The sequence below is a fragment of the Thalassovita mediterranea genome, assembly GCF_001458435.1.
GTDB classification, from domain to species: domain Bacteria; phylum Pseudomonadota; class Alphaproteobacteria; order Rhodobacterales; family Rhodobacteraceae; genus Thalassobius; species Thalassobius mediterraneus.
The window spans coordinates 623,977-645,699 of the sequence record NZ_CYSF01000006.1; the positions used below are offsets into that span (position 1 = coordinate 623,977).

The window sequence follows — 21,723 nt, forward strand, 5'->3', positions numbered from 1 at the left end:
ATGAACAAACCAGAACCCACAGCGCTGCAGCGCTTTGCCAAGATCTTTCGCGGTCATCCGATGGCCATTGCGGGCCTCTTTGGGATCACCTTCTTTATCCTTGTGGCAATCTTTGCCCCGTGGATTGCACCGCAAAACCCCTATGACCAGATGCAATTGGACATTCTGGATGGCCTGTTGCCCCCCGGTTCGACCCTTGGCACTGGCATTGTCAGTATCTTGGGCACCGATGCACTGGGCCGCGATATTCTGTCGGCGGTGATGTATGGCCTGCGCATTTCGCTCTTCGTCGCCTTTGTCGCGGTGCTGGTCGGATCGGGGATCGGCGTGATCCTTGGCCTGCTGGCCGCCCAAAAACGCGGCTGGGTCGAAACCGTAATCATGCGGGCCGTTGACCTGAAAATCAGTTTCCCCGGTATTCTGCTGGCACTGATGCTTCTGGCGATGTTCGGCACCGGCGTGGACAAGGTGATCTTTGCCCTGATCATCGGTGCATGGGCATCCAAAGCGCGATTGGTGCGCGCGGTCGCCTTGTCGGAGATGAAGAAAGAATACATCGACGCCGCCCGTCTGGCTGGCCTCAGCGATTGGCGCATCATGACGCGCTTCTTGCTGCCGAACTCCATCTCGCCCGTTTTGGTCGTCTTGCCGATGTCCATTTCTGGCGCGATTGGGGCGGAGGCAACGCTGTCCTTCCTCGGTGTGGGTGTGCCTATCACCGAACCTTCGCTGGGCCTGTTGATCGCCAACGGCAACGACTACCTGCTGTCGGGCAAATGGTGGATCAGCATCTTCCCCGGTCTGGTGCTGGTACTGATGGTGCTGTGCATCAACGTCGTCGCTGACCGCCTGCGCGATCACGCAAACCCCTACCTGCGCGGAAAGGACTGATCTGATGAGCATGATCGACACCAACACACTGATCGAAGTGCAAGACCTGACCATCGCCTATCCGATGGCCGACGGCGAAGTGTTCCGCGCCCTCAAAGGCATCTCGCTAGAGGTGGCGCGGGGACAGATCGTCGGCGTGGTCGGCGAAAGCGGCGCCGGCAAATCCACCATCGGCAAGGCCACGCTGGGCCTTTTGGACGACAACGCGGTGATTGAAACCGGTGGCGTCCGTCTGGATGAGGCACGCGTGTCCCACTTTGAGGAACACATGTTCGCCGACGTGCGCGGCAAGAAGGTGGGTTATATCTATCAGAACCCGATGACCGCGCTGAACCCGGTGCTGACCATCGGCGAACAGATCATCGAGGCGATCACCGCCAACACCGACAAACGCGGTGATGCAGCGCGCGCCTATGCGATCGAACTGCTGGAACAGGCCGAGGTGCCCCTGCCAGAGGATCGGCTGGACAAATACCCTCACCAGCTGTCCGGTGGTCTGTGTCAGCGGATTGTCTTTGCCATCGCCGTTTCTGCGAAGCCAGATCTGATCATCGCGGATGAACCGACAACAGCGCTGGATGTGACCGTGCAAAAGGCGGTTCTGGACACGCTGAAACGTCTGGCCAAGCGGGACAACATCGCGATCATCTTGATCACCCACGACATGGGCGTGGTGGCAGAGATGTGCGATTACGTCTACGTCCTGCGCCACGGTGCGATGGTGGAACATGGCCCGACCGCCGATCTGATGCAGTCCCCGACGCAGGACTACACCCGCGAACTAATGGCCGCGATCCCGCGCATCGACCGCAAAGTGGAGCGTTTCGCCGTACCTGGCGGCCTTGGCAACGCCACCGACCGCCAACGCGCCATTGATTACCTGATGGGCAACAAGGCGGATCGTCAAACGGCGAACGGTGACGAACCTCTGTTGCAGGTCCGTGGCTTGTCCAAGGTCTTTACCACCGCGGCCACCCTTGTTTCGGCGGCCAATTCCTTCCGCGCGGTGGATGACGTCAACTTTGACGTCTACCCCGGTGAAACACTGGGCATCGTGGGCGAGTCTGGGTCAGGCAAATCCACCGTTGGGCGGATGATCCTTGGCCTGCACACACCCGAAGCGGGGGCCGAGATCGTCTATCGCGGCCGCGATGTGTCCAGCATCACCTCGAAAAAGGATCGCCTGGAACACTGCAAATCGCTGCAGTGCATCTTTCAGGATCCCTATTCCTCGCTGAATCCGCGGATGAGCGCCGGTGAAAACATCACCCACGCCCTCAAGGCGCATGGCACACTGGGCCGCAAAGAGGCGGATCAGCTGGCCGGTGACCTGATGGAACTGGTGGGCCTGCCGCGCGCATCGCGCCGCAAGATGCCGCATGCGTTTTCCGGCGGGGAACGCCAGCGGATCGGCATTGCCCGCGCCCTGTCGTTCCGTCCTGACTTCATCTTCTGCGACGAACCCACCTCGGCGCTGGATGTGACGGTACAGGCGGAACTGCTGAACCTGTTGAAGGATCTGCAGGATGAACTGGGGCTGACCCTGCTGTTTGTCAGCCACGACCTATCGGTTGTGCGCCAGATGTGTGACCGCGTGTTGGTGATGAAGTCCGGTCAAGTGGTTGAATCCGGCCCCTGTGACAAGGTGCTGGTCGATCCCGACGCCGAATATACCAAGGGCCTGCTGGCCGCGATGCCCAAGTTCGAGTTCTCCTGAACCCTGAACCGCCCCCCGTATCCGCAGCGACGCTGCATTGATCACGGGGGGCAAACACCTTTAGACTGATCGTTATGGCAAACACCCCGAACCGCATCCGCCGCCTCAAACATATCGAGGCCTTTTCCGCCGTGATTTCCAACGGCTCCATCTCGGGTGCAGCGCGGCAGTTGGGGGTGTCACAGCCCGCCGTCAGCCAGCTGATCAAATCGCTGGAAGATGCCATCGGCGCGCCCCTGTTCATTCGCCGCAACGGGGCCATTTTCCCCACCAGCCGCGCCGAAAGCCTGCGCGAAGACGCGATTGAACTGCTAGCCCATCTGGACCGGTTTCAGGCCCAGCTAAGCCATCAGAAAACCGGCCATCTATCAACGATCCGCATTTCTGCCAGCATGAGTGTGACCAGCGAACTGCTGCCATCTGTGCTAAGCGAGCTTTCGGGTCACAGCCCAGACATCAAATACTATGTCAGCTCTGTCCCGCTGGGGACGATGGTGCCGTCACTGGTGCAAGGCCATATTGATTTCGCCATTCACACCCGCAAGCTGGAACACCCAACGCTTTACAACGATATGCTGTTCGAGGCGCAGCAGGTCGCGGTGATGAGCGCCTCACACCCCTTGGCGCAGAAAGACGATCTTTGCATCGCTGATTTCAAAGGGTGTCGCATCATCACATCGACCAAGAGTGACCCGTCCTATCACTACTTCGAACGCCTTTGGCGCGAAGAAAACCTGCCAACACAAACAGTTCTGCAATCCCCTTTTGCCAGCTTCGCCATCCAGATGGTCGAACCTATGCGCGCTGTCACCTTCAACAACGAGGTCATGGCCCGTGTTGTTGTCGACCGCACGCCGGGTCTGGTGATCCGCAAAGTCGAAGGCCTGAAGCAGATGACGCCGTTCTTTCTAGCCTGCGCGGAATGGCAGTACGGGTCTGAAACACATCACCTACTGCGCGACAGTTTCCTTAAGGCCGTGCAACCCTAGGTCCGCCCGCCCAAAGCAACATCACCATAAAGCCGCCAATTGGGCGGCTTTTGCGTTTTCTGCGGCCGCCCGCAAAAACCTGAGTATTATTGTTGACTTTGATTTTTTAAAACTTATTAAAAGCGTCAGATTTTAATTCGACTCAAAATAAGACCTCGAAAAGGACACCAAGATGCGTTCTATCAAACTGCACACCACCGCATTGGCGCTGATCGCGATGACCGCAACCGGCGCCGTAGCGGCGGACAGCTACGGCCCCTTCCCCGTGACCCTGAAGGGTTACGCTGGCGACAAAACCAACTCGGTTTCCTATTCCGGCCAGATCGCACGTCACGCGCTGCATGACAGCCTGAAGAAAGCGGCGGCACTGGGCAACGGTGGCGCGAACGCGGCTGAAGTTGAAGCGGTGATGCTGTCCTACTTCAACGGTTCCGACGCGGATCTGGACATTCTGGCGCCGAAGTCGAAAGACGGCTTCCCGATCAAACAGACCACTGTGAACGCCATCTCCAAGGGCAAAAACATCTCGGGCAAATTCTACGGTGGCGCGATGCCCGCATGGCCCGGCAACGGCACCGGCAAAGACGCCGTGATGCACATGATCAAAATGGCCGCCAAGTCGGACAAAGGCTTTGACGCTGAAAACGGCTATGACTGGGGTCAGGTGATTTCGAAATTCACCATGGGCGCGATGATGTACAACCAATCGGTTGACAACTACCTGGACGAAAAGCTGGCCGCTGACGTCAAACCCAACGACAAACCCTACAAAGACGGCGCTTACTACACCGGCAAAGAGCACAGCTGGGACGAAGGTTTTGGCTACTGGGGCGCACCGGCGCACGCCATGAGCCTGACCCCGCAGCAGGCCTACGCCATTGCCAAAGGCAAGGATCTGGCCGCCGCGGACGCCAACGGCGACGGCATGGTTGACCTGAAAACCGAATACGTCTTTGGCCCGGCCTACTACGCCGCTGGCGCAGACAAGGGCGGCACCAAGTCGACCAACTACATGCACACCATCATGCAGGCCTTCATCGATGGTCGTCAGGTGATCGCAGACGCCAAAGGCGAAGCGCTGACCGATGAGGCACGCGCACAGCTGAAAGCCCACGCTGCCACCATCGAAAGCAACTGGGAAAAAGTGCTGGCCGAAGCCGCGTTCAAATATGCCGGTTCGGTTTACAAAGACATCAACAAGATGGCTGAGGCCGAAGGCGAAGACAAAGCGAAAGCTTACCGCGCCTACGTGAAGCACTGGGGTGAACTGAAAGGTTTCGCCATGGCGCTGCAGTCGGGCCGCAACAACCTGGGCGCCACCGCGGTTGAGCTGAACAACCTCGTGGGCTTCGGTCCTGTGACCATGGACAACAGCTACGTCACCGGCGTGGACGCAGAGGGCAACTTCGTCCGTGATCGCCGGATGAGCTGGAACGACTATCAGCTGAACATGCTGAAAACCCAGGAACTGCTGAAAGGTAAGTTCGGCCTGAAATCGCTGGCCAACGACCAACTGGCAGAGCTGGAAGCACTGGCCGGCAAACTGGAAGCCGAAGCCAGCGCCGAAACCGACTAAGTCGCAGACCAAAACAGATCCGGTCACCGGATCTGGCACAGACCTCAAGGCGGCCCCACACGGGCCGCCTTTCGCTTTCGCCGCCAAGGGCATAAAAGGTGCACCATGGACTATTTTGCTGAGGTATTCGGGGATTTCTGGGATCCAAAGAAACGTATTTTCTTTGGCTATCTGATCCTGTCTCTGGCAATCGGCCTTGTCTGGCTGGTGGCCGTGAAACACAAATCCCTGCGCGCCGGTCTGGCGCAGGTCTTTGACCGACAGGTCTTCCTCTCCCCCTCGGCCAAGGCGGATTACAAGATCTTTGTGATCAATCGTTTCTTCACGATGTTCATCTCGCCATTGTTGATCACTCAGCTCAGCATCGCAACCGCGATCTACTATTTCCTGCATGGCATCGACGGTCTGCAAAAGGGGCTATTTGCCGACGCACCGACGGCGCTGGTGGTGACGCTGTTCACCGTGACCATGTTCATTTTTGATGACTTTACCAAGTTTCTGCTGCATCGCTGGATGCACCGCTGGCCCCTGCTGTGGGCCATCCACAAGGTTCATCATTCCGCCGAAACCCTGACCCCAATCACCGTCTACCGCGTACATCCGCTAGAGGGGGTGCTGTATGGTTTGCGCAGCGTCTTTGTGCAGGGCAGCGTGATTCCGGTGTTTCTGTTTTTCTTCGGTGGTGGGGTCGATCTGGTCACCATCGTGGGCGTCAACGCGGCGGTGTTTGTGTTCCATATCACCGGATCGAATCTGCGCCATTCCCATATCAATATCCATTACTGGCCTTGGCTAGAGCGTATCCTGATTTCGCCAGCACAACATCAGCTGCACCATTCCACTGCGCAGGAACACTATGACAAAAACTTTGGCGTGGCTCTGGCGATCTGGGACTGGCTGTTTGGGTCCTTGCACCTGTCGGAAAAGGACCGCGACCTCGACTTTGGCCTCTCACCGGAAGAGGCCAGCGCCGATCAGCTGCTAGACATTTACCTGCGCCCGTTTCGCGACATGGCGAATGTGATCCGCCGCCGCGTCCGTCGCTTGGGCCAGCGCCTCAACGTGCTGCGCGGCAACTAAAACGCGGCAGCACGAATATACAGTCGTATACAATGCATGGTCGGTCGCCCAGCGCGCTTGACAGGCCCTCCCCCTTTTGCCATTCACCAAACCTGTGATCGGTTCCGTCAAGGCCCAAGGCCGGGCGGAAGCAATAGGGAACACGGTGAGGTGTAGCCATTAGGCGCCAAATCCGTGACTGCCCCCGCAACTGTGAGCGGCGAGCGACGCTGAAACGCCACTGGGACATGCCAAATCGGCGCCCGGGAAGGCCAGCCAAGCCAAGACCCGTAAGTCAGGAGACCTGCCGGACACAAGTCGATGGGTGATTTTGCCCGTTGCACTTTCCACCGGACGCCGGGGTGCGCGTCTGGCACGGCGGTTCAAACGAACAATCCGCGCCATTACTCCCCGTTGTTCATTCCTGATTGCAGGGTCATCGCCCTGTTATTGTCGAATGAGGACGATATGAAATTGATGTCTCTGGTCGCTGCTGCGGCCATTTCCCTGCCGATGACTGCGTCGGCGCACTTCCTTCTGCATCACACCGATGAGGTGCTGATCGACCGTCCCGGCGATGTGCCGATGGGCCTGATCTTCTGGCACCCGATGGAAAACGGGCACGCCATGGATATGGAGAAACCCGAAGAGTTCTTCATGATCCACAACGGTGAAAAGACCGATCTGATGGACCGCGTTGCGCCTGCGATCTTCAAAGGCAAAGAAAACGAAGCTGCTGCTTTCACTGCATCGGTTCCGGTCAAGCGGTCGGGCGACTACGTCGTCGTCACCAAACCCGCGCCTTATTACGAGGAAAGCGAAGATATCTACATCCAGCAGATCACCAAATCGGTTCTGAACCGCAACACGCTGCCCACCGACTGGGACCAGCCCGTTGGCCTGCCGACCGAAATTCTGCCGCTGAACAAACCCTATAACGTCATCGTCGGCTCCACCTTCTCGGGTGTGGTTCTGTCCGAAGGCAAACCCGTTGCTGGTGCTGAGATTGAGATCGAGTACATGGCCGCCGAACCCGATCTGGCGGCCTTCGCCACCACCGAATCCACTGTTCAGCCGATGGCGGGTGGGTCGATCGTTGCGATCACTGATGCAAACGGCGTCTTCACCTTCGGCATCCCTGCTGCTGGTCACTGGGGTTTCGCCGCGCTGGGATCCGGTCCTGTGACCGAACACAACGGCAAAGAGCTGAGCCAGGACGCGGTCCTGTGGATCCACGCGACTGAGCTGAAGTAAGCCACCAAACTAAGGAAGCAGACCCGATGCATATCGTAGACGGAGCATTGTCAAACCCGGTTGTGATCGGCGGCGCGGTAGCTGCCGTCGGCGGTATTGCAATGGGCCTGCGCAACCTGCCGCTGGAACGTATTCCGGCGGCGGGTGTTCTTTCGGCCAGCTTCTTTGTGGCCTCGCTGATCCACGTGCCCATCGGCCCCAGTTCGGTTCACCTGATCCTGAACGGTCTGGCCGGTCTGGTGCTGGGCTGGGCCGCCTTCCCTGCGCTCTTTGTCGGCCTGTTGTTGCAGGCCGTTTTCTTCGGCTTCGGTGGCCTGACGGTGCTGGGCGTCAATGCAGTGAACATCGCCTTGCCTGCGGTTCTGGTTGGCCTTGCCTTCCGCCCAATGGTGGCACGCGGCAGCCCGATGCAGGGCGCGATCTGGGGCGGCATTGGCGGCGGTCTGGCGATTGCCGCAACCACGCTGGCCGTCGCCCTGTCGCTGGCCCTGACCGGCGATGAGTTCTTGCTGGCGGCCAAACTGGTCTTCTTCGCGCATATCCCCGTCATGGTGATCGAGGCATTGCTGACTGGCGCCGCCGTCATGCTGGCCCGCCGCGTGAAGCCAGAATTGTTTATCAATACCCCTGCGGGAGGTCTGTCATGATCCGCACCCGAGTTTTAATCCTAACCCTCGCCACCGCGCTGATGGCCCCGCTGCCCGCGCTGGCGCACAAGGTTATCTCCTCCGTCTTCCCCTCTGGTGACGCGATCGAGGGCGAAGTGGGCTTCTCCAACGGCGATATGGCCGTGGACCTGCAAATCGACGTTTTCAATGAGGCTGGCGAAAAACTGGGCGAGGCCCGCACTGATGCGGACGGTTTCTTCATCTACACCCCGACCACACCCGTCACCCACATCTTTCGCGGTGATCTGGGCGCAGGCCATGTGGCCGAGATGACCATGCCCGCTGACGAAGTGGCCGACATCATGGGCGTCGCTGCCGAAGCCACGCCGACTGTCGCGCCCACAGCAGACACCTCCGCCACCGGCCTGTCGCAAGATGCAGAGGCCGAGATAGCCAAAATGTTGCGCCGTGAACTGCGCCCGTTGCGTCAGGAAATCACCGCGCTGAAAAACGAAACGAATCTGCAGTCGATCCTTGGCGGGATCGGCTATATCGTCGGCCTGTTCGGGTTCGGCTTCTACATCGCGGCCCGCCGCCAGATCGGAGAGCAGAAATGACCCATGTGCTGACCCCGGATCACGTCACCAACCACGGGCTCAGCGCCCTTGGCCCCAAGGTGACGTCGCTTGATCCGCGCCTGCGCATTGTTCTCACAGCCCTCTTTGCGATTGTAACCGTGGCCCTCAGCCACCTCGGCGCGCTAACGCTGGCGCTGTTGCTGTCGATGACGCTGCTGACCGTTTCCGGCCTGCCCGCCCGCAAAACCCTGAAACGCATGGCGATGATGGACAGTTTCATCATCTTTATGCTGGTTCTGCTGCCCTTCACCATGCCCGGCACGCCGATCTTCACCCTTTGGGGGGTGGAGGCCAGCTGGGAAGGCCTGTGGCGCGCAGTCGAAATCGGCTTGACCGCCAATGCCGTCATCCTGATGGTGCTGACCCTGACCGGCACGATGGAACCGGTGACGCTGGGCCACGCCCTGCACGCGCTGAAAACGCCGGAACGTCTGGTGCATCTGATCATGTTCACCATCCGCTACATCGATGTCCTGCGCGAAGAATACATGCGCCTGCGCACCTCGATGAAACTGCGCGGCTTCCGCCCCGGAACCAACTGGCACACCTACCGCAGCTTCGGCTATCTGGTCGGCATGATGCTGGTGCGCGCGATGGAACGGTCTGAACGCATTCTGGCGGCGATGAAATGCCGGGGCTTTTCCGGCCGTATCATCCTGCTGGAAGAATTCCGCCTGCGCCGCAGCGACATCAGCTTTGCCGTGCTGTTCGCCCTTGCCCTCGTGGCGCTGGTGCTGATCGAGGTCACCCATGGCGCTGCTTGAGCTAAACGATATCCACTTCGCCTACCCCGGTCATGATCCAGTGCTTTCGGGCGCATCGATGCAACTGAATGCGGGTGAACGCCTGTCCATCGTCGGCCCCAATGGCGCCGGCAAGTCCACCTTGCTGAAGATCATAATGGGCCTGCTGCCCCCCACCAGCGGCCAGATGACCGCCTTTGGCAAACCCTGCCGGGTTGAAGGGGATTTCCACGAAGTGCGCCGCCGTATCGGGCTGGTGTTTCAAGACGCCGACGATCAACTGTTCTGCCCTACCGTCGCCGAAGACATCGCCTTTGGCCCACTGAACCTAGGTAAATCCAAGGCCGAGGCGTTGGAGATTGTGGACCGTGTACTAACCCAAATCGGCCTGATGCGCCTGCGCGATCGGGTGACGCACAAACTGTCAGGCGGCGAAAAGCGCCTAATCTCCCTCGCCGCCGTGCTGGCGATGGAACCCGAAGTACTGATTTTGGATGAGCCGACAAATGCGCTCGACCCCGAAAACTACGCCCGCCTGATCGACATCCTGCAAGGTCTGGACCAATCCATCCTACTGGTCAGCCACGACCCCGAGTTTCGCGCCAAGATCGCGCCAGAAGGCTATCAGCTGGTAAAGGGCGTGCTGACGCGGCTGTGATCCGCCAAGCGAGTAGGCCCCTCAAAGAGGCGCGCAAACAACCCCTGATCGAACGAAATGCGACAAAAAACAATCTTGATCTAAATTCGGCCCAAGGCGTTTATCCCCCACAGAGATCGCACGACGGCTGGGGATCGGTCGGGCGTCGGTCTATCGGATACTGAATGCTCCACAGGTAGAAGCTGGTTAGGCGGCGCGCACAACCGCTCTTGCGCCGCATTGACGCTCTGAAAGAGGAATTTTCGCGTATCATCTCCGTTGGAGAGCTTGGTGATGATGAAGATCCACTCGTAACTGTTATTTCTCTGCGGGAATGCAAGCAAGACGTGAAGAAAACTTTACCTATTCTCATCGCAAAGCATTTTTACGAGCGGCATAGAAGCGTCGTGACAAGCCCACCTTCGACTACTCTCCATCTGATCGTCGATGAGGCGCACAACATACTTTCACAGCAATCAAATCGCGAAGCGGAAAGCTGGAAAGACTATCGCTTAGAACTGTTCGGAGAGATCATCAAAGAAGGTCGGAAATTTGGTGTTTTCCTTACGCTTGCCAGCCAAAGACCAGCGGACATCTCCCCGACTGTCGTCTCGCAACTGCATAACTATTTCATTCATCGCCTTGTGAATGACAGAGATCTTGCGCTTTTGGAAAACACCATATCGACGTTGGACAGCCTTTCTCGAGGGCAGATACCGACGCTTCCCCAAGGTGCTTGCGTTGTAACTGGAACCAGTTTTGACATTCCGATGCTCATGCAAGTTGACAAGCTGCCGAAAGAGCAAGCACCGGACAGCAGTGATGAAAACCTCGTCGAACTTTGGGGCGGTGTTGATGGCTGACCTTCAATCTCTGGCGCCGATCTCACTAACTGCGGGCTCCAGCCTATTTAGTTGCCTTTAGATGGTACCTTCACAATATCCGGGTTGGGCCGTTTTGACTTTGCAAAGTCCGCTTCTTGCGCGTCTCTGACGTTCCGGCAAGATGCGGCGAAGGTCTACTTCCCGCCCGTACTGCAGATGGCGCCAAAGTATGCATCCGTAGAATGAAGGTCCAAATCGGACTGAAAGCAGTCATCTGGCGTGATCATCGTAACCGGCAGCTTCGGGCAGCCCCTACTAGATCGCACGATTTGGCGGCCCTTCATCCACGATTTTTGGAAGCACCGCTTTCCCTTCTCGGCCCCACTACACGAGCGGGCAGATCCCCACTTGCTGGCTGTCCTCGCTTGTGTGCCCGAACCCGCACTACTTTCCCATTGGAATACCGTCTTTCATGTTCAGCCACCCAGTGCTCAGTTGGCGCGGCTCGATTTTTGACATGTGACTGCTCAAAACGAAGCCTCGCCCTTTGCTCGGTCAAATGTCGTTTTCCTGCCGGTCCAATTCGCATAGTGACGTGGGACTTCAGCACTTCGGTCATCCAACCCTTGCCAAATTTCTGGGCTGTTTTGACCTGAGATCTCGATAGGCTTGCAACCTTTTGCGGCGTCAAATCATCCTCTCCCGCTGCAAGTGCAGCGAAGAGCATTACCTGCATTCCATGGAGTTCGCTTTGCGGAAACCGCGCTGCAGCAACCCCAAACACAACAAACGGCAGATTTGGGCCGTTTCAGCCACGACGGGCGGAAGCACTTTGCAGTTTGCAGGATCCGCTCTCTGCGCAAGAACTGAAAGATCTAACTAGACATCGGGTACTGAGCGCCCAAAAGGTGCCGCACACAGAAAAACGTGTGGTGATAACGTGTGGTGATCGGGAAAATCACACCCGCACAACATATTGTTTCTAAATGAAAAACCGCCATAGTATGGTGATGGCGGAGACGAAGGGAAGCGAACCCGTTTGGCAAATTCTCTTAAATAAACTGCAAAATATAGCTTACATCGCCCAAACGTGGGTGGTAACCGTGGGTGGTAGTCTGCACTTTTACGGGTCACAACATGCCTAAGTATCTAACTAAACGACGTAGGCGATGGTACGCCGTGCTGGAAATCCCTAAGCAACTACGAACCACCTTTGGCAAAAGTCGCTTCAAACAAAGCCTTCAGACTGAAAGCTTGTCGACTGCTGAAAGGCGGGTGATGCCAGTAATTGCTGAATGGAAGGCTTGGATAGAGTCTGCAAGGCTAGGGGATGCTAGTCTAAATTCCCGAGTGGCTGAATGGCGCGTTTTGGCAGAAGAGTCGCGTCAACAAGGTATGACCGACGAGGAAATCCGTAATATGTCGTTAGACCTCTCCATCCTGTCCCGACATGAAGACCCTGATCTATACGATGTTCACAAGATCACGTTTGGCGAGTGGATTGTGCTCACGGACCATATCGAAGCTTGGGTCGCAACACTGGAGAACGAACAGAAAACAATAGATATGAAGCGGACAGACGTCACACGTTTTGCCAAAAACTTTAGATATGCCCACGACGCTACCAACCGTGCAGTGATTGAATGGGTCGAGATGGATTTGATAGATCAAAGCAACCTGAGCTACGCCACCTGCCGACGTATTGTTTCTGCCTGTCGCGGTTACTGGACGTTCCTGCAAAGACGCCACAAACTCGACTGCCCAGCGCCCTTTGAAAACGTGGTCCCTAAGTCAAACAGTAAGTCAGGGAAAAAGGCGCATTCAGAGGCACGGAAGGGCTTTGACTTGCAGGACTACCGGAACCTCTTAAGTGGCGCTCAGGGCGGCTCACAGGACCTCTCACAGCTAATTCAGCTCGGGGCTTATACTGGAGCCAGAATTGAAGAGTTATGCTCACTTCCACTCACGAATGTAGCTTCTGATCGGCTGCATATTGAAGATGCCAAGACCGAAGCTGGTTGGCGGATCATACCGATACACCCTCACATCAGTGACCTTGTGGCGAACCTTAGTGAAAATAGCACAGATGGCTTTCTCCTTTCAGGCCTCACCTTCAATAAATACGACGACAGATCGAATGCTATCGGCAAACGCTTTGGGCGACTCAAAACCAAACTGGGCTATGGCTCCGACCACGTATTTCATTCACTAAGAAAGGGTGTGGCCTCCCAACTGGAAGCAGCAGGCATCCCCGAAAATGTGGCCGCTCGGTTACTGGGCCATGAGTTCAAAACAATGACCTATGGGCTTTACGCAGGGGGTAAGTTACCGTTTGCAGTCCTCAATGACGCACTGTGCAAGGTTGATTGGACCTGAGAGATTTCCAGTAGATAAATTCAATTTTTTCACATCCCTTTGGAGCAAACTATTCAGATGAACCGCGCCCAGCTGACCAGTTCGAAAACCAAGAGCAACAACGAAAACCCCGATCCGTTTTATACTCACCCTGTATTCAAACAGATTCTGTCACCGGTAGTAGAACCAGCAACAGATGCCACGGAAGCCAAGGTTGATCAGCTGTTAGAGGGTCTGGGATGTCTAAAGGATAGGCCCTCAACTAACGCAAAATTGCGAGTGTTGCTGTCTAGCTTCCTGTTACAGGCCCAGCGCCTACAGGATCGAATAGACCTTAAGGGTGGTAGTTTATTGATAGGCTGGCCGCACAATGAAGCCTATTGGCGGATACGCTCTAAGGTGGGCTACAAGGTGGCTAAGCAGCTCAGAGAGGCGATGATCGAACACGGATGGATTACTCACACGATACAGGCTGAGAGGGATGTCTATAACGGCACAGGGAATGCACATGGGTATCTTATCGCGGATGAAGTCCCAGCTAAAGCTAGAGGGCTTGAGTTCCAATCTAACGACAGCCTGATCTATGCCACCAAAGTAAAGGACAGTAACAAAAAGACTGTCGACAGCGTGGTTGATAACCGCACCAAGGCTTTATGGTCTCTCTGGAAGTCATCACCACTAACGTATGGTGATCTAAAGATGTGGACGGCTCAGAGATCATTCAGCGATGAGGCTTTGACCAAAGGTGGCAGGTTCTATGGGCCTTGGACATCGATGAAGCCGCAGTATCGGTTGCATTGCACGATAGATGACCAGCCTGTTGCCGAGGTAGATGTCAGCGGGATGTATCTCACGTTGCTATTTGCGATATCTGGTAAGTCGCCATTCCAAGACAAGTTCGCTGACCCGTATCAAATACCTGATCTGGATGGCATCACTAGGAAAGAGATCAAGGCTGTTATCCTCTCAGCTATTGGCGGTGGTACGACCCATCAAACCCAACCAACCAAGATGATCAAAGATGCTGGTATTGACCAAGACAGGCTGACCGAAATCCGCCGTGCTATAATCCCAGCTTACGAATGCTTGGATGCCCTCTGGAAAAGGGGAGCACCGAGAGAGTTCTACAGCGAGAACCTAGCCGTGCATGAGACCGAGATCATGATGCGGGTGGTCGAGACGCTACAGCAGCCAATCTTTATTCTGCACGACTGTCTGATCTGTCAGAGGGATGTCGCCAAGGATGTTGGGTTGGCTCTTCAGGATACGTTTTTAAGCTACTGTCAGGAGAACGGCTGGACGCCCACCAAACCAGCTTTCACCATTGAGTATTTGGCTGGAGATGCAGTCGATGAAGAGGTGGTGGAAGGCTGTTTCAATCCATATAAATAAGGTCTTTTAGAGAAAAGGCTTGCTATACCCCCTAATGGTCCCCCCCCCTAGGTATTAATCCCTCATAGTAATATACTCATAATAATTATCTTACATGAGTATTCGAAAGATAACTCTGACTGTCATCTGGTTCAGTTATTCAGGATTAGGACCAAGAGGTTGAGAACCAATCAGGGATAGCTCTCTAGGCTGAAATTCCTATCGGGGCATCTGTAGCAGCATGGGTGGTTTGATAGGGGTCGCTCTCTCTTGTTCCGAACGCACACTTTCCAGACGTGCGACTTCGACCACCTCACAAGCAGAACAGTTGACTGTTAATCAATTGGTCGTAGGTTTGATTGGCACCTATCTCATCAAGTAATTAGTCAATATTGTTTGTTTCATCAAAACAAGTTTGTGCCCTAATCATTTGGTCACCAGAAAACGTTCTATCTAGCCCCACTGAACAATAATAAAGCTTTTGATCATAGCGAATAACAAGCTCGAACCCCGCGTTTGGCTTTAAAAAGGCACGAGAGCCTATCACCTCCCCTAAAATTATAATCTCTCTGGATTCTTCATCATCGATCTCGGCAGCAAAAGCTGAAGTTGAAATTGATAAGTAAGTAATCAGTGATAAAACGAGTAATTTCATTGAGATTTTGCAGCCTTCTAAATGCCTTGAATGATTGCGGGGAAAAATACGGCTTAAGCCAGAAAGTTTCAATCGTATAGATCATCGATACTGAGGCGTCACATCAGGGTGTAGCCTAGTGACGCTGTTACCGTGTTACCGGTTTTGGGGTAACATATGACTCATTTTACTTCCTGTTGTTACCGAATCATTGTAGTCTAGTGTCAGATGTTACCAATGGAGAATGTTATGGCTACTATCGGATATCGTCGCGTCAGTTCAGAAGGTCAGAACCTTGATCGCCAAGACTTGGGTGAACTGGATAAGGTGTTTGAGGAAAAGCTCTCAGGCAAGTCCGCCAAGGACCGCCCAGCACTTCAAGCAATGATCGACTATGCCCGCGAAGGCGATAGCGTGGTTGTCTATTCAATCGACCGGCTTGCCCGTGACTTGCGCGACCTTCAGGACATTATCAGCACTCTGAACGACAAGGGTGTAGAGATTACCTTCAAGACTGAGCATCTGACCTTCAGCGCAGATGCAGATGATGCCTTTGCCAAGCTACAGCTTCAGATGATGGGGGCTTTTGCTGAATTTGAGCGTAATATCATCAGGCGCAGGCAGGCAGAGGGCATCGCAAAGGCAAAGGCGCAGGGTAAATTCAAAGGTGGTAAGCGCAGGATTAACCGCGACAAGGTTCAGCAGCTTCGCGATGATGGTCTCAGCACCTACAAGATCGCAGAAGAGATGGGTATCAGCCGCATGAGTGTCCACCGCATCCTAAATGGGTAAACCCTACTGACATACCGGCTTAGAGGCAAGCTTAGGTTGGGACCCCTAGAATTCTGAGGATACAACTTTGTAGCCGGCTGTTTTCATCTGGGAATCCAAAAGAACGTTTTTCGTTGCAGGGCGAATCCTTCGTCCCTTCACTTGGGGGAATTTGTGAAGATATTCATCTAGATGATCGCCGCGCTATTTTCCCCATGACGCCTTTCCAGATAAATTTCAGCAACTTGCGTAAGGTGAAGCTGCACTAAAAAATATGGGTCCAGCTCCAGTTCTATCGGCTGTTATTCATAGCGAAGTAAGGTCCGATTATAGTTCGTGCTTTCCATTACTTGCATACATTTTCTTGTAACCTGTTAAAATTGCCCTCCTCCTCATGTAACAATATGATTTTGTAGGTTGATACTACTCGCCGAAAACGCGTCACATACTGGCATTGGTAGCTAGGAAGTGGGGGTAGCCAGTTCAGTGGTCCATTAGCCCCTTTCTCGCGGTTTGCCCCTCGGTCAACAACCATTAGGTTGGCCTTATCGTTTGCAAAAGCCTCTCGTTTTTCAGCGGTCCAAGAATGAGCGCCCCGATCCCAGGCCCATTTCAGCGGCACCAAGTGATCAACGTCAACCTCGCGAGCATCCGTAAAGGTCTTTCCAGTGTAAGGATCATACCACTTACCTCGAACAACGGTGCAGTTGTTGCGAGCCAAAATTGTCGCGCCTGTAGACAGCTCTTGCAGAAGCTCTTGTCGGGTGTTTTGGCAGTCGTTATCAAAATCTGCCCATCCGCCGAATAGAGATCTGTCATAGCGGGCTATCTTGGCTTCCGCCTCGATCTCTTCCAGAAGAGACTGCCGGTTGGGTGTCGCGCTGAACACAACTCTGCGGGATGCTGCACGATCCTCTTCCCCATTTGCCAAGACGGGGCGCACTGATGAGTACCCGACCGCGATCAGGTGTTTGCGTGACCAATCCAGCAGATCGGGGTCCTTCACGTAATAAAGGCACGATCTCAATACCGCCTGAGACCTCAGTTGGCTCAAGTTAAGATTTCCCAGATATGCCGCGCGCGGTGACGATCCGGACCGCCACTCTGATGACGCGTGGCCTTCAATCTTCACTTCAGAAATGTCGACGCCTGACTGCTTCAATGTTGACAGCCACGGCTGACACGCTTGGGCCAAGAATTGTTTGAGACTAGGTCTGATCGTAGCGCTACCCTGCTGGAACAGAACGCCGTCCGGCAGGATAATGGCGCCGGTATCATCGATGTGCCCCCCCATACTAGAGACGATGCCGCCGAGCTCAGATCGTAGGGTGCCGACCAAAGCGGCCTCCTGCGCCTCGGCGTCTCTAATCTTTTCAGAGATTCCCTCTAAGCTCTGACCAGCTTTCTCTAGATCTTCAAGAGCAGCAGCGGTCGCGATCAATTCTTCAACGGATTTACCGCTAGCCGCCAATGACTCAAGGATTTGGGCTGTCTTCAAAATCTCATTTAGGTCATGACCGGCTTCATTTACCGCATCGATTGCGTCAGAAGCCGCCAGAATGTCATCCATCGATTTGCCGGAGTTTTCCAGAGATTCGATTATCTGTGCCGTCTGCAAGAGTTCCTCGACAGACTTCCCACTCTTATCGATAAGTTCGGATACCTGACTTGACGCGATCAGCTCCTCCACAGACTTCCCTGCATCGACAAGGTCCTCCAGGATCGCCATCTCACTCAGCATGTCTTTGGCCTTATCAGCCTCGACCATGTCCGCCAAATCACGCTGCATGTCTTCGGGAAGCTTCTGGGCCGCATCTATAAGACGTAGAACCTCATCCTGATCTACAAAACGCCACTTATCTTTTGGGTTCTCAACAGAAGCCGGAGTTGCGAAATCGACCCCCTGCTCCTTCAAATGAATGAATGCTTCGATGGAGCCATCTTGCGCCGACACTAGTACGGTCTGCCTCTGCTCATATGTCAGCTCTTTGAAAGCCACTACTTCTGGCGTGTTTTGCTTCTCCACTTCCCATTGCCAAAATGCAAACAATAGCAGAAGTGCAAAGGCAATCAGAATGAAAGCCTCAGCAATGGTCAGCCCCATAATGGCGCCACGGCGATAATTCCGATCAGAGTGTTGAACGTCAGACATTAGGTCTCAGACTTTGTATTGTTCCACGGACCAGAAGGACGTTTGACAGTTAACGGCTTATCTATAACCGACTGGAGGCTTTCTAGGGTATCCAAAGGCGGGGCAACGCCAGCCTCAAAGGGCGCATCCGCTGGAAGTCCATCGGTAGAGAAGCTTGGAAGCGCATCCAAACGTTCTTTTAGTGCGTCAAGCGCCGGGCCCATCCGTTTCGACATGGCATCCGCAGATCGCCTGGTGACCTTGATGTGTTCCAACATAGCTTCGGTGTGATTTTTGACCTGGGTCTCTGCGGAGGCCAATTCGGCGTTGAGCTGTTTTCGGCGTGCCGCCAGCTCCTCATAGGACTCAGTTTCCTGTTCGTTAAGGAGGTTTTTGAGGGCCTTAATGTCGGCTACCAATTCCTGAATTGCCTTCTGAGACTCTTTGTTGGATTCCACCATTGACGCCGTGATTTCGCCAATCGCCTTTTTAGACACCTCAGTAAAGGCTGTCTCTATATTCTTGGAAAGCTGATCCGCCGCAGCTTGAAGGGCTGCCTGATGGTCTTCCACGAAGCTCTCTGTCGATTCGCGAAGGCGCTTGTCGCGTTCGGCTGCATATTGAATTGATTCCGTGGAGAATGCCTTCATCTGCGACAGCACTCCTGAGAGGTTCTTGCGGAAAGCACCGTAGGACTTATTGAGATCAGAGCGAACAGCTCTGTCCTTGGCGACGAAATCCGGGCGCATCTGCATCATCAGGACGCGCAAAAACACTCCAAAAATTGTAGATGACAACGCCACACCGAAACCGGAAATCACTTCCGGTATATCTACCGGTTTCCCACCTGTCTTTGATGGGTCAGCCATTTGATAAAGGGTGAAGGAAAGGCTTGCCAATGTGAATAAAAATCCCAAGTAATAGCAGTTGTCCCCAATAGCCTCCGGCTCAATCTGAACCCGGCCTCCAGCCCATGCGACAAGCGCATAGGAAACTAAGACAATTGCAGAGAAACCTGCTGCAAGAAATGGATGGGCCCCAGCGAGTTTCAGTATGATCCCGCCAACGATCCCAACGCCGAAAGCAATAATAAAGGCAGCCCTGTCTAGATTCTCCCGAGGGCTGACGGCATGCATCTTTTTGTCTCGAATGGCCATGTTACAGATCTCCCAGAGAGCTGACAGATGGAGGCCGGCTTCCCTGTTTGTCAAAATAGCGGGTCCAGAAGCCTTCGGTGATCTCGTTGGATGGCGTTCTTCCTGAACGAGGGATACGCAAGATTTCTATGGTGACGCCGGCCAAGTTACCAGCCATACGCCTCTCCCCATTTTTCTCGACAAAGTAATCCCATCCCTGACCACGATAAAAACTCAGATTATCGCTGTGTTGCAGCATATCAGACACAATGATGATCTTACGGTGGCCTCTGGCTTGAGTGAAACTCGGTGTTGTAGAAACCAATGACTGGAGAGCTTCCATAATCGGAGACTGGTTTTCAGAAGCGCCGGTCAACATAGCTTGCAATGTAGACTGAATGGGCGCCGTGAATTCACGGTCGTAACGTGCCGCGATAATTGCCGGGTTTTCGTAGAGACCGTTGGCATCTTGTCCAGATGCCGGCTTACATTTGGCAAACATCGCACCCCAGCGTGAAGGGTCTTCACTAACGATCCCCAGCGCAATCATAGTGTCCACAGAAGAGCCGGACACTTCATTTGCGATAATTGTCTTGAGACGCGCTTGCTGGGTTGCACTCAGGGGGTCCGTCAGGTCCAACAGGACGGACGTGACATTTTGTGGACCACCCGAATGACATAAGGTGACTTCATCAATTTTGCCCTTCGCAATTAAATTCTGTGCGACAACCGCCACTCCCACGACCAGTCCCAGACAGCCTATGATGGTGATAATCCACAGCACATTGTTGTTGGACTGCCTGCCGCGTCCGCCAGAACGACGCGAAGGCTTGCGACGGGTACGGCGTTTTGCCATCAATCAGTCTCCTTCTTGTTGATGGTCTCGGGTTTCCCGTTTGTTCCAAAACGCGCAGCGCGGTCTATGTGGGTTCCTTCCAATTCGTCGATTTCGTAGTGCGCCTTTACGGCTTCATGAAAAACCTCAAAGATCTCCTGGATCGATGTGTTCACCAACTCACTAACCTCTTTGGCCTGCTCCTCTGCTTCCTGGCGACGTTCAATTTCTTCATCAGGAACTTTAAAAGGTTCGAAGGTGTACGAGGTGTTAAAGTATGCTGGCGGATTGTCGGTACGGGCGGCTTTGTTTGAATCGCGATAGACAGCGAGGATATAATTAGCCGCGATGTTGCACTGCTCCAAGAACGGATTCAAATTTGATTGAAGGGCCTTCTGGCCATAAAGGGCATCCACAGAGTCGTTGATGTTGCGATGAACTTCGTCATTAGCAGCACGAAGTCCGTTGACTGCGTCATCGCGATGCTCTGCCAGCGTCTCGATTGAGTCTTCCAAGTAATTTACATACTCTTCTCTGGCATCCACGACATCAGCCGCGACCTTGGAGTAGCCAGGATATGGGTCCGAGTGGTTATATCCCTTCAAAAAAGAAATGATTGAAATGAAGAGGCCCAGGAGGAATAAAACGTAGGACTCCATGGTATAGAGACCGAAAGGGCTTGATTGGATTGTCTGAATCGCGGTCGTTCCCGCTTCACGCCATTCACCATTTCGCTCAACTGCATCCCTGAAGTGGGCGACTCCAAGGTTGTAGACTAATGCAAACCCCAGCCAGGTCAGAAAGAATCCTAAGCCCACCAACTTTTTGAAAAAATTCACAAAGCCACGGCAATTGATGTACCGGCTTGCCATACCGAAAATGGTTGAGAGAGCAACATTACCAAGAGAAACTAAGAATGCTGCCATCAGGCCACCAAGCAGACCTAGAGTGTTCTTCTGCGCGAACAGATAAGCGTTTCCGGCCGACTCCAGAATGACCATCAAAAATGCCAGACCAAACAGGGCGATTAGGCTGCCCGCTTCTTTAGCGGGCCGCTCCAACTTGTTTATTTCTCTGAATCGATTGCGCCAGCGATAAGTCTCCTGAACCCGTTCACGAGGTGTGACCATCATGGATTTCCATTTTGTCACTTCCTCTGCGAATTTTGCCTTGGAATCGTTGGCTTCGGTCTCCACAAGCATTCGGGCTGAGACGGCCTTGTTTAACCGTTCAGCATATACGCGGCGATTTGTTTCGTAGTTCTCCAACCCCCGACGTCGTAGATCCTCAACCCGGGAAACAGCCTTCAACTCCATATGATCGAGTGTTTCGGCCGAAGTCTCGGGCTGGTTCGCTGCCCCTCTGGAGGCGGCTTCCTTTTTAAGGTCAAGGTCTTTGACTAAACGGTCCTTGTCGATATCGGGAAACACGGCCGAGCTCGGAAGGAACTCATCAGACCGAAACAAATCGCTTATCGGCTTCAACATCGATTTATCCATTCCCAATTCTATCGACAAACTTTTTGGCTAGGTTCATTCTTCAATCCTTACAGTA

Annotated in this window: 19 protein-coding genes, 1 pseudogene and 1 riboswitch; of the genes and pseudogenes, 15 read left to right on the plus strand and 5 right to left on the minus strand. The window is 54.3% G+C overall.

Features of this window, described 5'->3' with window-relative positions; translation table 11 throughout:
* The 14 genes and pseudogenes from TM5383_RS06940 to TM5383_RS07000 all read left to right on the plus strand — a co-directional run bounded on the left by TM5383_RS06940 (position 1) and on the right by TM5383_RS07000 (position 14,683).
* On the plus strand, positions 1-891 hold the full coding sequence (locus TM5383_RS06940; RefSeq protein ID WP_058318278.1) for an ABC transporter permease: 891 nt from the start codon (positions 1-3) through the stop codon (positions 889-891).
* Between the two features lie 4 nt (positions 892-895).
* Positions 896-2,608 (plus strand): dipeptide ABC transporter ATP-binding protein, encoded by a 1,713-nt coding sequence (locus TM5383_RS06945; RefSeq protein WP_197407371.1) that lies wholly within the window; start codon positions 896-898, stop codon positions 2,606-2,608.
* 74 nt (positions 2,609-2,682) lie between these two features.
* The gene (locus TM5383_RS06950; RefSeq protein WP_058318279.1) at positions 2,683-3,597 is read left to right on the plus strand and encodes a LysR family transcriptional regulator; all 915 of its coding nucleotides are present in this window, start codon (positions 2,683-2,685) and stop codon (positions 3,595-3,597) included.
* Between the two features lie 172 nt (positions 3,598-3,769).
* Positions 3,770-5,173: a DUF4856 domain-containing protein gene (locus TM5383_RS06955; RefSeq protein WP_058318280.1), complete on the plus strand. Its 1,404-nt coding sequence runs from the start codon at positions 3,770-3,772 to the stop codon at positions 5,171-5,173.
* A gap of 105 nt (positions 5,174-5,278) precedes the next feature.
* Positions 5,279-6,253 carry a sterol desaturase family protein gene (locus TM5383_RS06960; RefSeq protein WP_058318281.1) on the plus strand — a complete coding sequence of 325 codons (975 nt, stop codon included), beginning with the start codon at positions 5,279-5,281 and terminating at the stop codon, positions 6,251-6,253.
* Positions 6,254-6,335: 82 nt separating this feature from the next.
* Positions 6,336-6,558: riboswitch (cobalamin riboswitch) on the plus strand.
* A 142-nt stretch (positions 6,559-6,700) separates the two neighbouring features.
* Positions 6,701-7,486, plus strand: coding sequence for a DUF4198 domain-containing protein (locus TM5383_RS06965; RefSeq protein ID WP_058318282.1), 786 nt, complete (start codon positions 6,701-6,703; stop codon positions 7,484-7,486).
* A 26-nt stretch (positions 7,487-7,512) separates the two neighbouring features.
* Positions 7,513-8,133: a cobalt transporter CbiM gene (gene cbiM, locus TM5383_RS06970; RefSeq protein WP_058318283.1), complete on the plus strand. Its 621-nt coding sequence runs from the start codon at positions 7,513-7,515 to the stop codon at positions 8,131-8,133.
* Positions 8,130-8,711 carry a NikL family nickel/cobalt ECF transporter subunit gene (locus tag TM5383_RS06975; RefSeq protein WP_058318284.1) on the plus strand — a complete coding sequence of 194 codons (582 nt, stop codon included), beginning with the start codon at positions 8,130-8,132 and terminating at the stop codon, positions 8,709-8,711. Before cbiM ends, TM5383_RS06975 begins: the two co-directional genes overlap by 4 nt.
* The gene (gene cbiQ / locus TM5383_RS06980; protein WP_058318285.1) at positions 8,708-9,496 is read left to right on the plus strand and encodes a cobalt ECF transporter T component CbiQ; all 789 of its coding nucleotides are present in this window, start codon (positions 8,708-8,710) and stop codon (positions 9,494-9,496) included. The genes TM5383_RS06975 and cbiQ overlap by 4 nt, the downstream gene beginning before the upstream one ends.
* A complete protein-coding gene (locus TM5383_RS06985) occupies positions 9,483-10,133 on the plus strand; it encodes an energy-coupling factor ABC transporter ATP-binding protein (RefSeq protein ID WP_058318286.1) in 651 nt (216 codons plus the stop codon). Before cbiQ ends, TM5383_RS06985 begins: the two co-directional genes overlap by 14 nt.
* Before the next feature lie 100 nt (positions 10,134-10,233).
* Positions 10,234-10,323: pseudogene (locus tag TM5383_RS17170) on the plus strand (helix-turn-helix domain-containing protein); the annotation flags it as partial.
* Between the two features lie 19 nt (positions 10,324-10,342).
* The gene (locus TM5383_RS06990) at positions 10,343-10,975 is read left to right on the plus strand and encodes an ATP-binding protein (protein ID WP_197407372.1); all 633 of its coding nucleotides are present in this window, start codon (positions 10,343-10,345) and stop codon (positions 10,973-10,975) included.
* Positions 10,976-12,073: 1,098 nt separating this feature from the next.
* Positions 12,074-13,312, plus strand: a complete 1,239-nt coding sequence (locus TM5383_RS06995; RefSeq protein WP_082645413.1) for a DUF6538 domain-containing protein — start codon at positions 12,074-12,076, stop codon at positions 13,310-13,312.
* A 57-nt stretch (positions 13,313-13,369) separates the two neighbouring features.
* On the plus strand, positions 13,370-14,683 hold the full coding sequence (locus tag TM5383_RS07000) for a hypothetical protein (RefSeq protein WP_076399920.1): 1,314 nt from the start codon (positions 13,370-13,372) through the stop codon (positions 14,681-14,683).
* Between the two features lie 361 nt (positions 14,684-15,044).
* Here TM5383_RS07000 and TM5383_RS16710 read toward each other — a convergent pair whose 3' ends face one another.
* Positions 15,045-15,317: a hypothetical protein gene (locus TM5383_RS16710; protein WP_143570190.1), complete on the minus strand. Its 273-nt coding sequence runs from the start codon at positions 15,315-15,317 to the stop codon at positions 15,045-15,047.
* A 216-nt stretch (positions 15,318-15,533) separates the two neighbouring features.
* Here TM5383_RS16710 and TM5383_RS07005 point away from each other — a divergent pair, with 216 nt between their 5' ends.
* Complete coding sequence (locus tag TM5383_RS07005; protein ID WP_231725058.1) at positions 15,534-16,088, plus strand: recombinase family protein; 555 nt, start codon at positions 15,534-15,536, stop codon at positions 16,086-16,088.
* 325 nt (positions 16,089-16,413) lie between these two features.
* On the opposite strand, the gene TM5383_RS07010 is transcribed toward TM5383_RS07005, so the two are convergent.
* The 4 genes from TM5383_RS07010 to TM5383_RS07025 are packed head-to-tail and all read right to left on the minus strand — an operon-like array spanning position 16,414 to position 21,668.
* Positions 16,414-18,219: a GmrSD restriction endonuclease domain-containing protein gene (locus TM5383_RS07010; protein ID WP_082645414.1), complete on the minus strand. Its 1,806-nt coding sequence runs from the start codon at positions 18,217-18,219 to the stop codon at positions 16,414-16,416.
* A complete protein-coding gene (locus TM5383_RS07015) occupies positions 18,219-19,355 on the minus strand; it encodes a hypothetical protein (RefSeq protein WP_058318291.1) in 1,137 nt (378 codons plus the stop codon). The genes TM5383_RS07010 and TM5383_RS07015 overlap by 1 nt, the downstream gene beginning before the upstream one ends.
* 1 nt (position 19,356) lies before the next feature.
* The gene (locus tag TM5383_RS07020; protein ID WP_058318292.1) at positions 19,357-20,190 is read right to left on the minus strand and encodes a hypothetical protein; all 834 of its coding nucleotides are present in this window, start codon (positions 20,188-20,190) and stop codon (positions 19,357-19,359) included.
* Positions 20,190-21,668 (minus strand): hypothetical protein, encoded by a 1,479-nt coding sequence (locus TM5383_RS07025; RefSeq protein WP_143570189.1) that lies wholly within the window; start codon positions 21,666-21,668, stop codon positions 20,190-20,192. Before TM5383_RS07025 ends, TM5383_RS07020 begins: the two co-directional genes overlap by 1 nt.
* Positions 21,669-21,723: the final 55 nt, after the last annotated feature.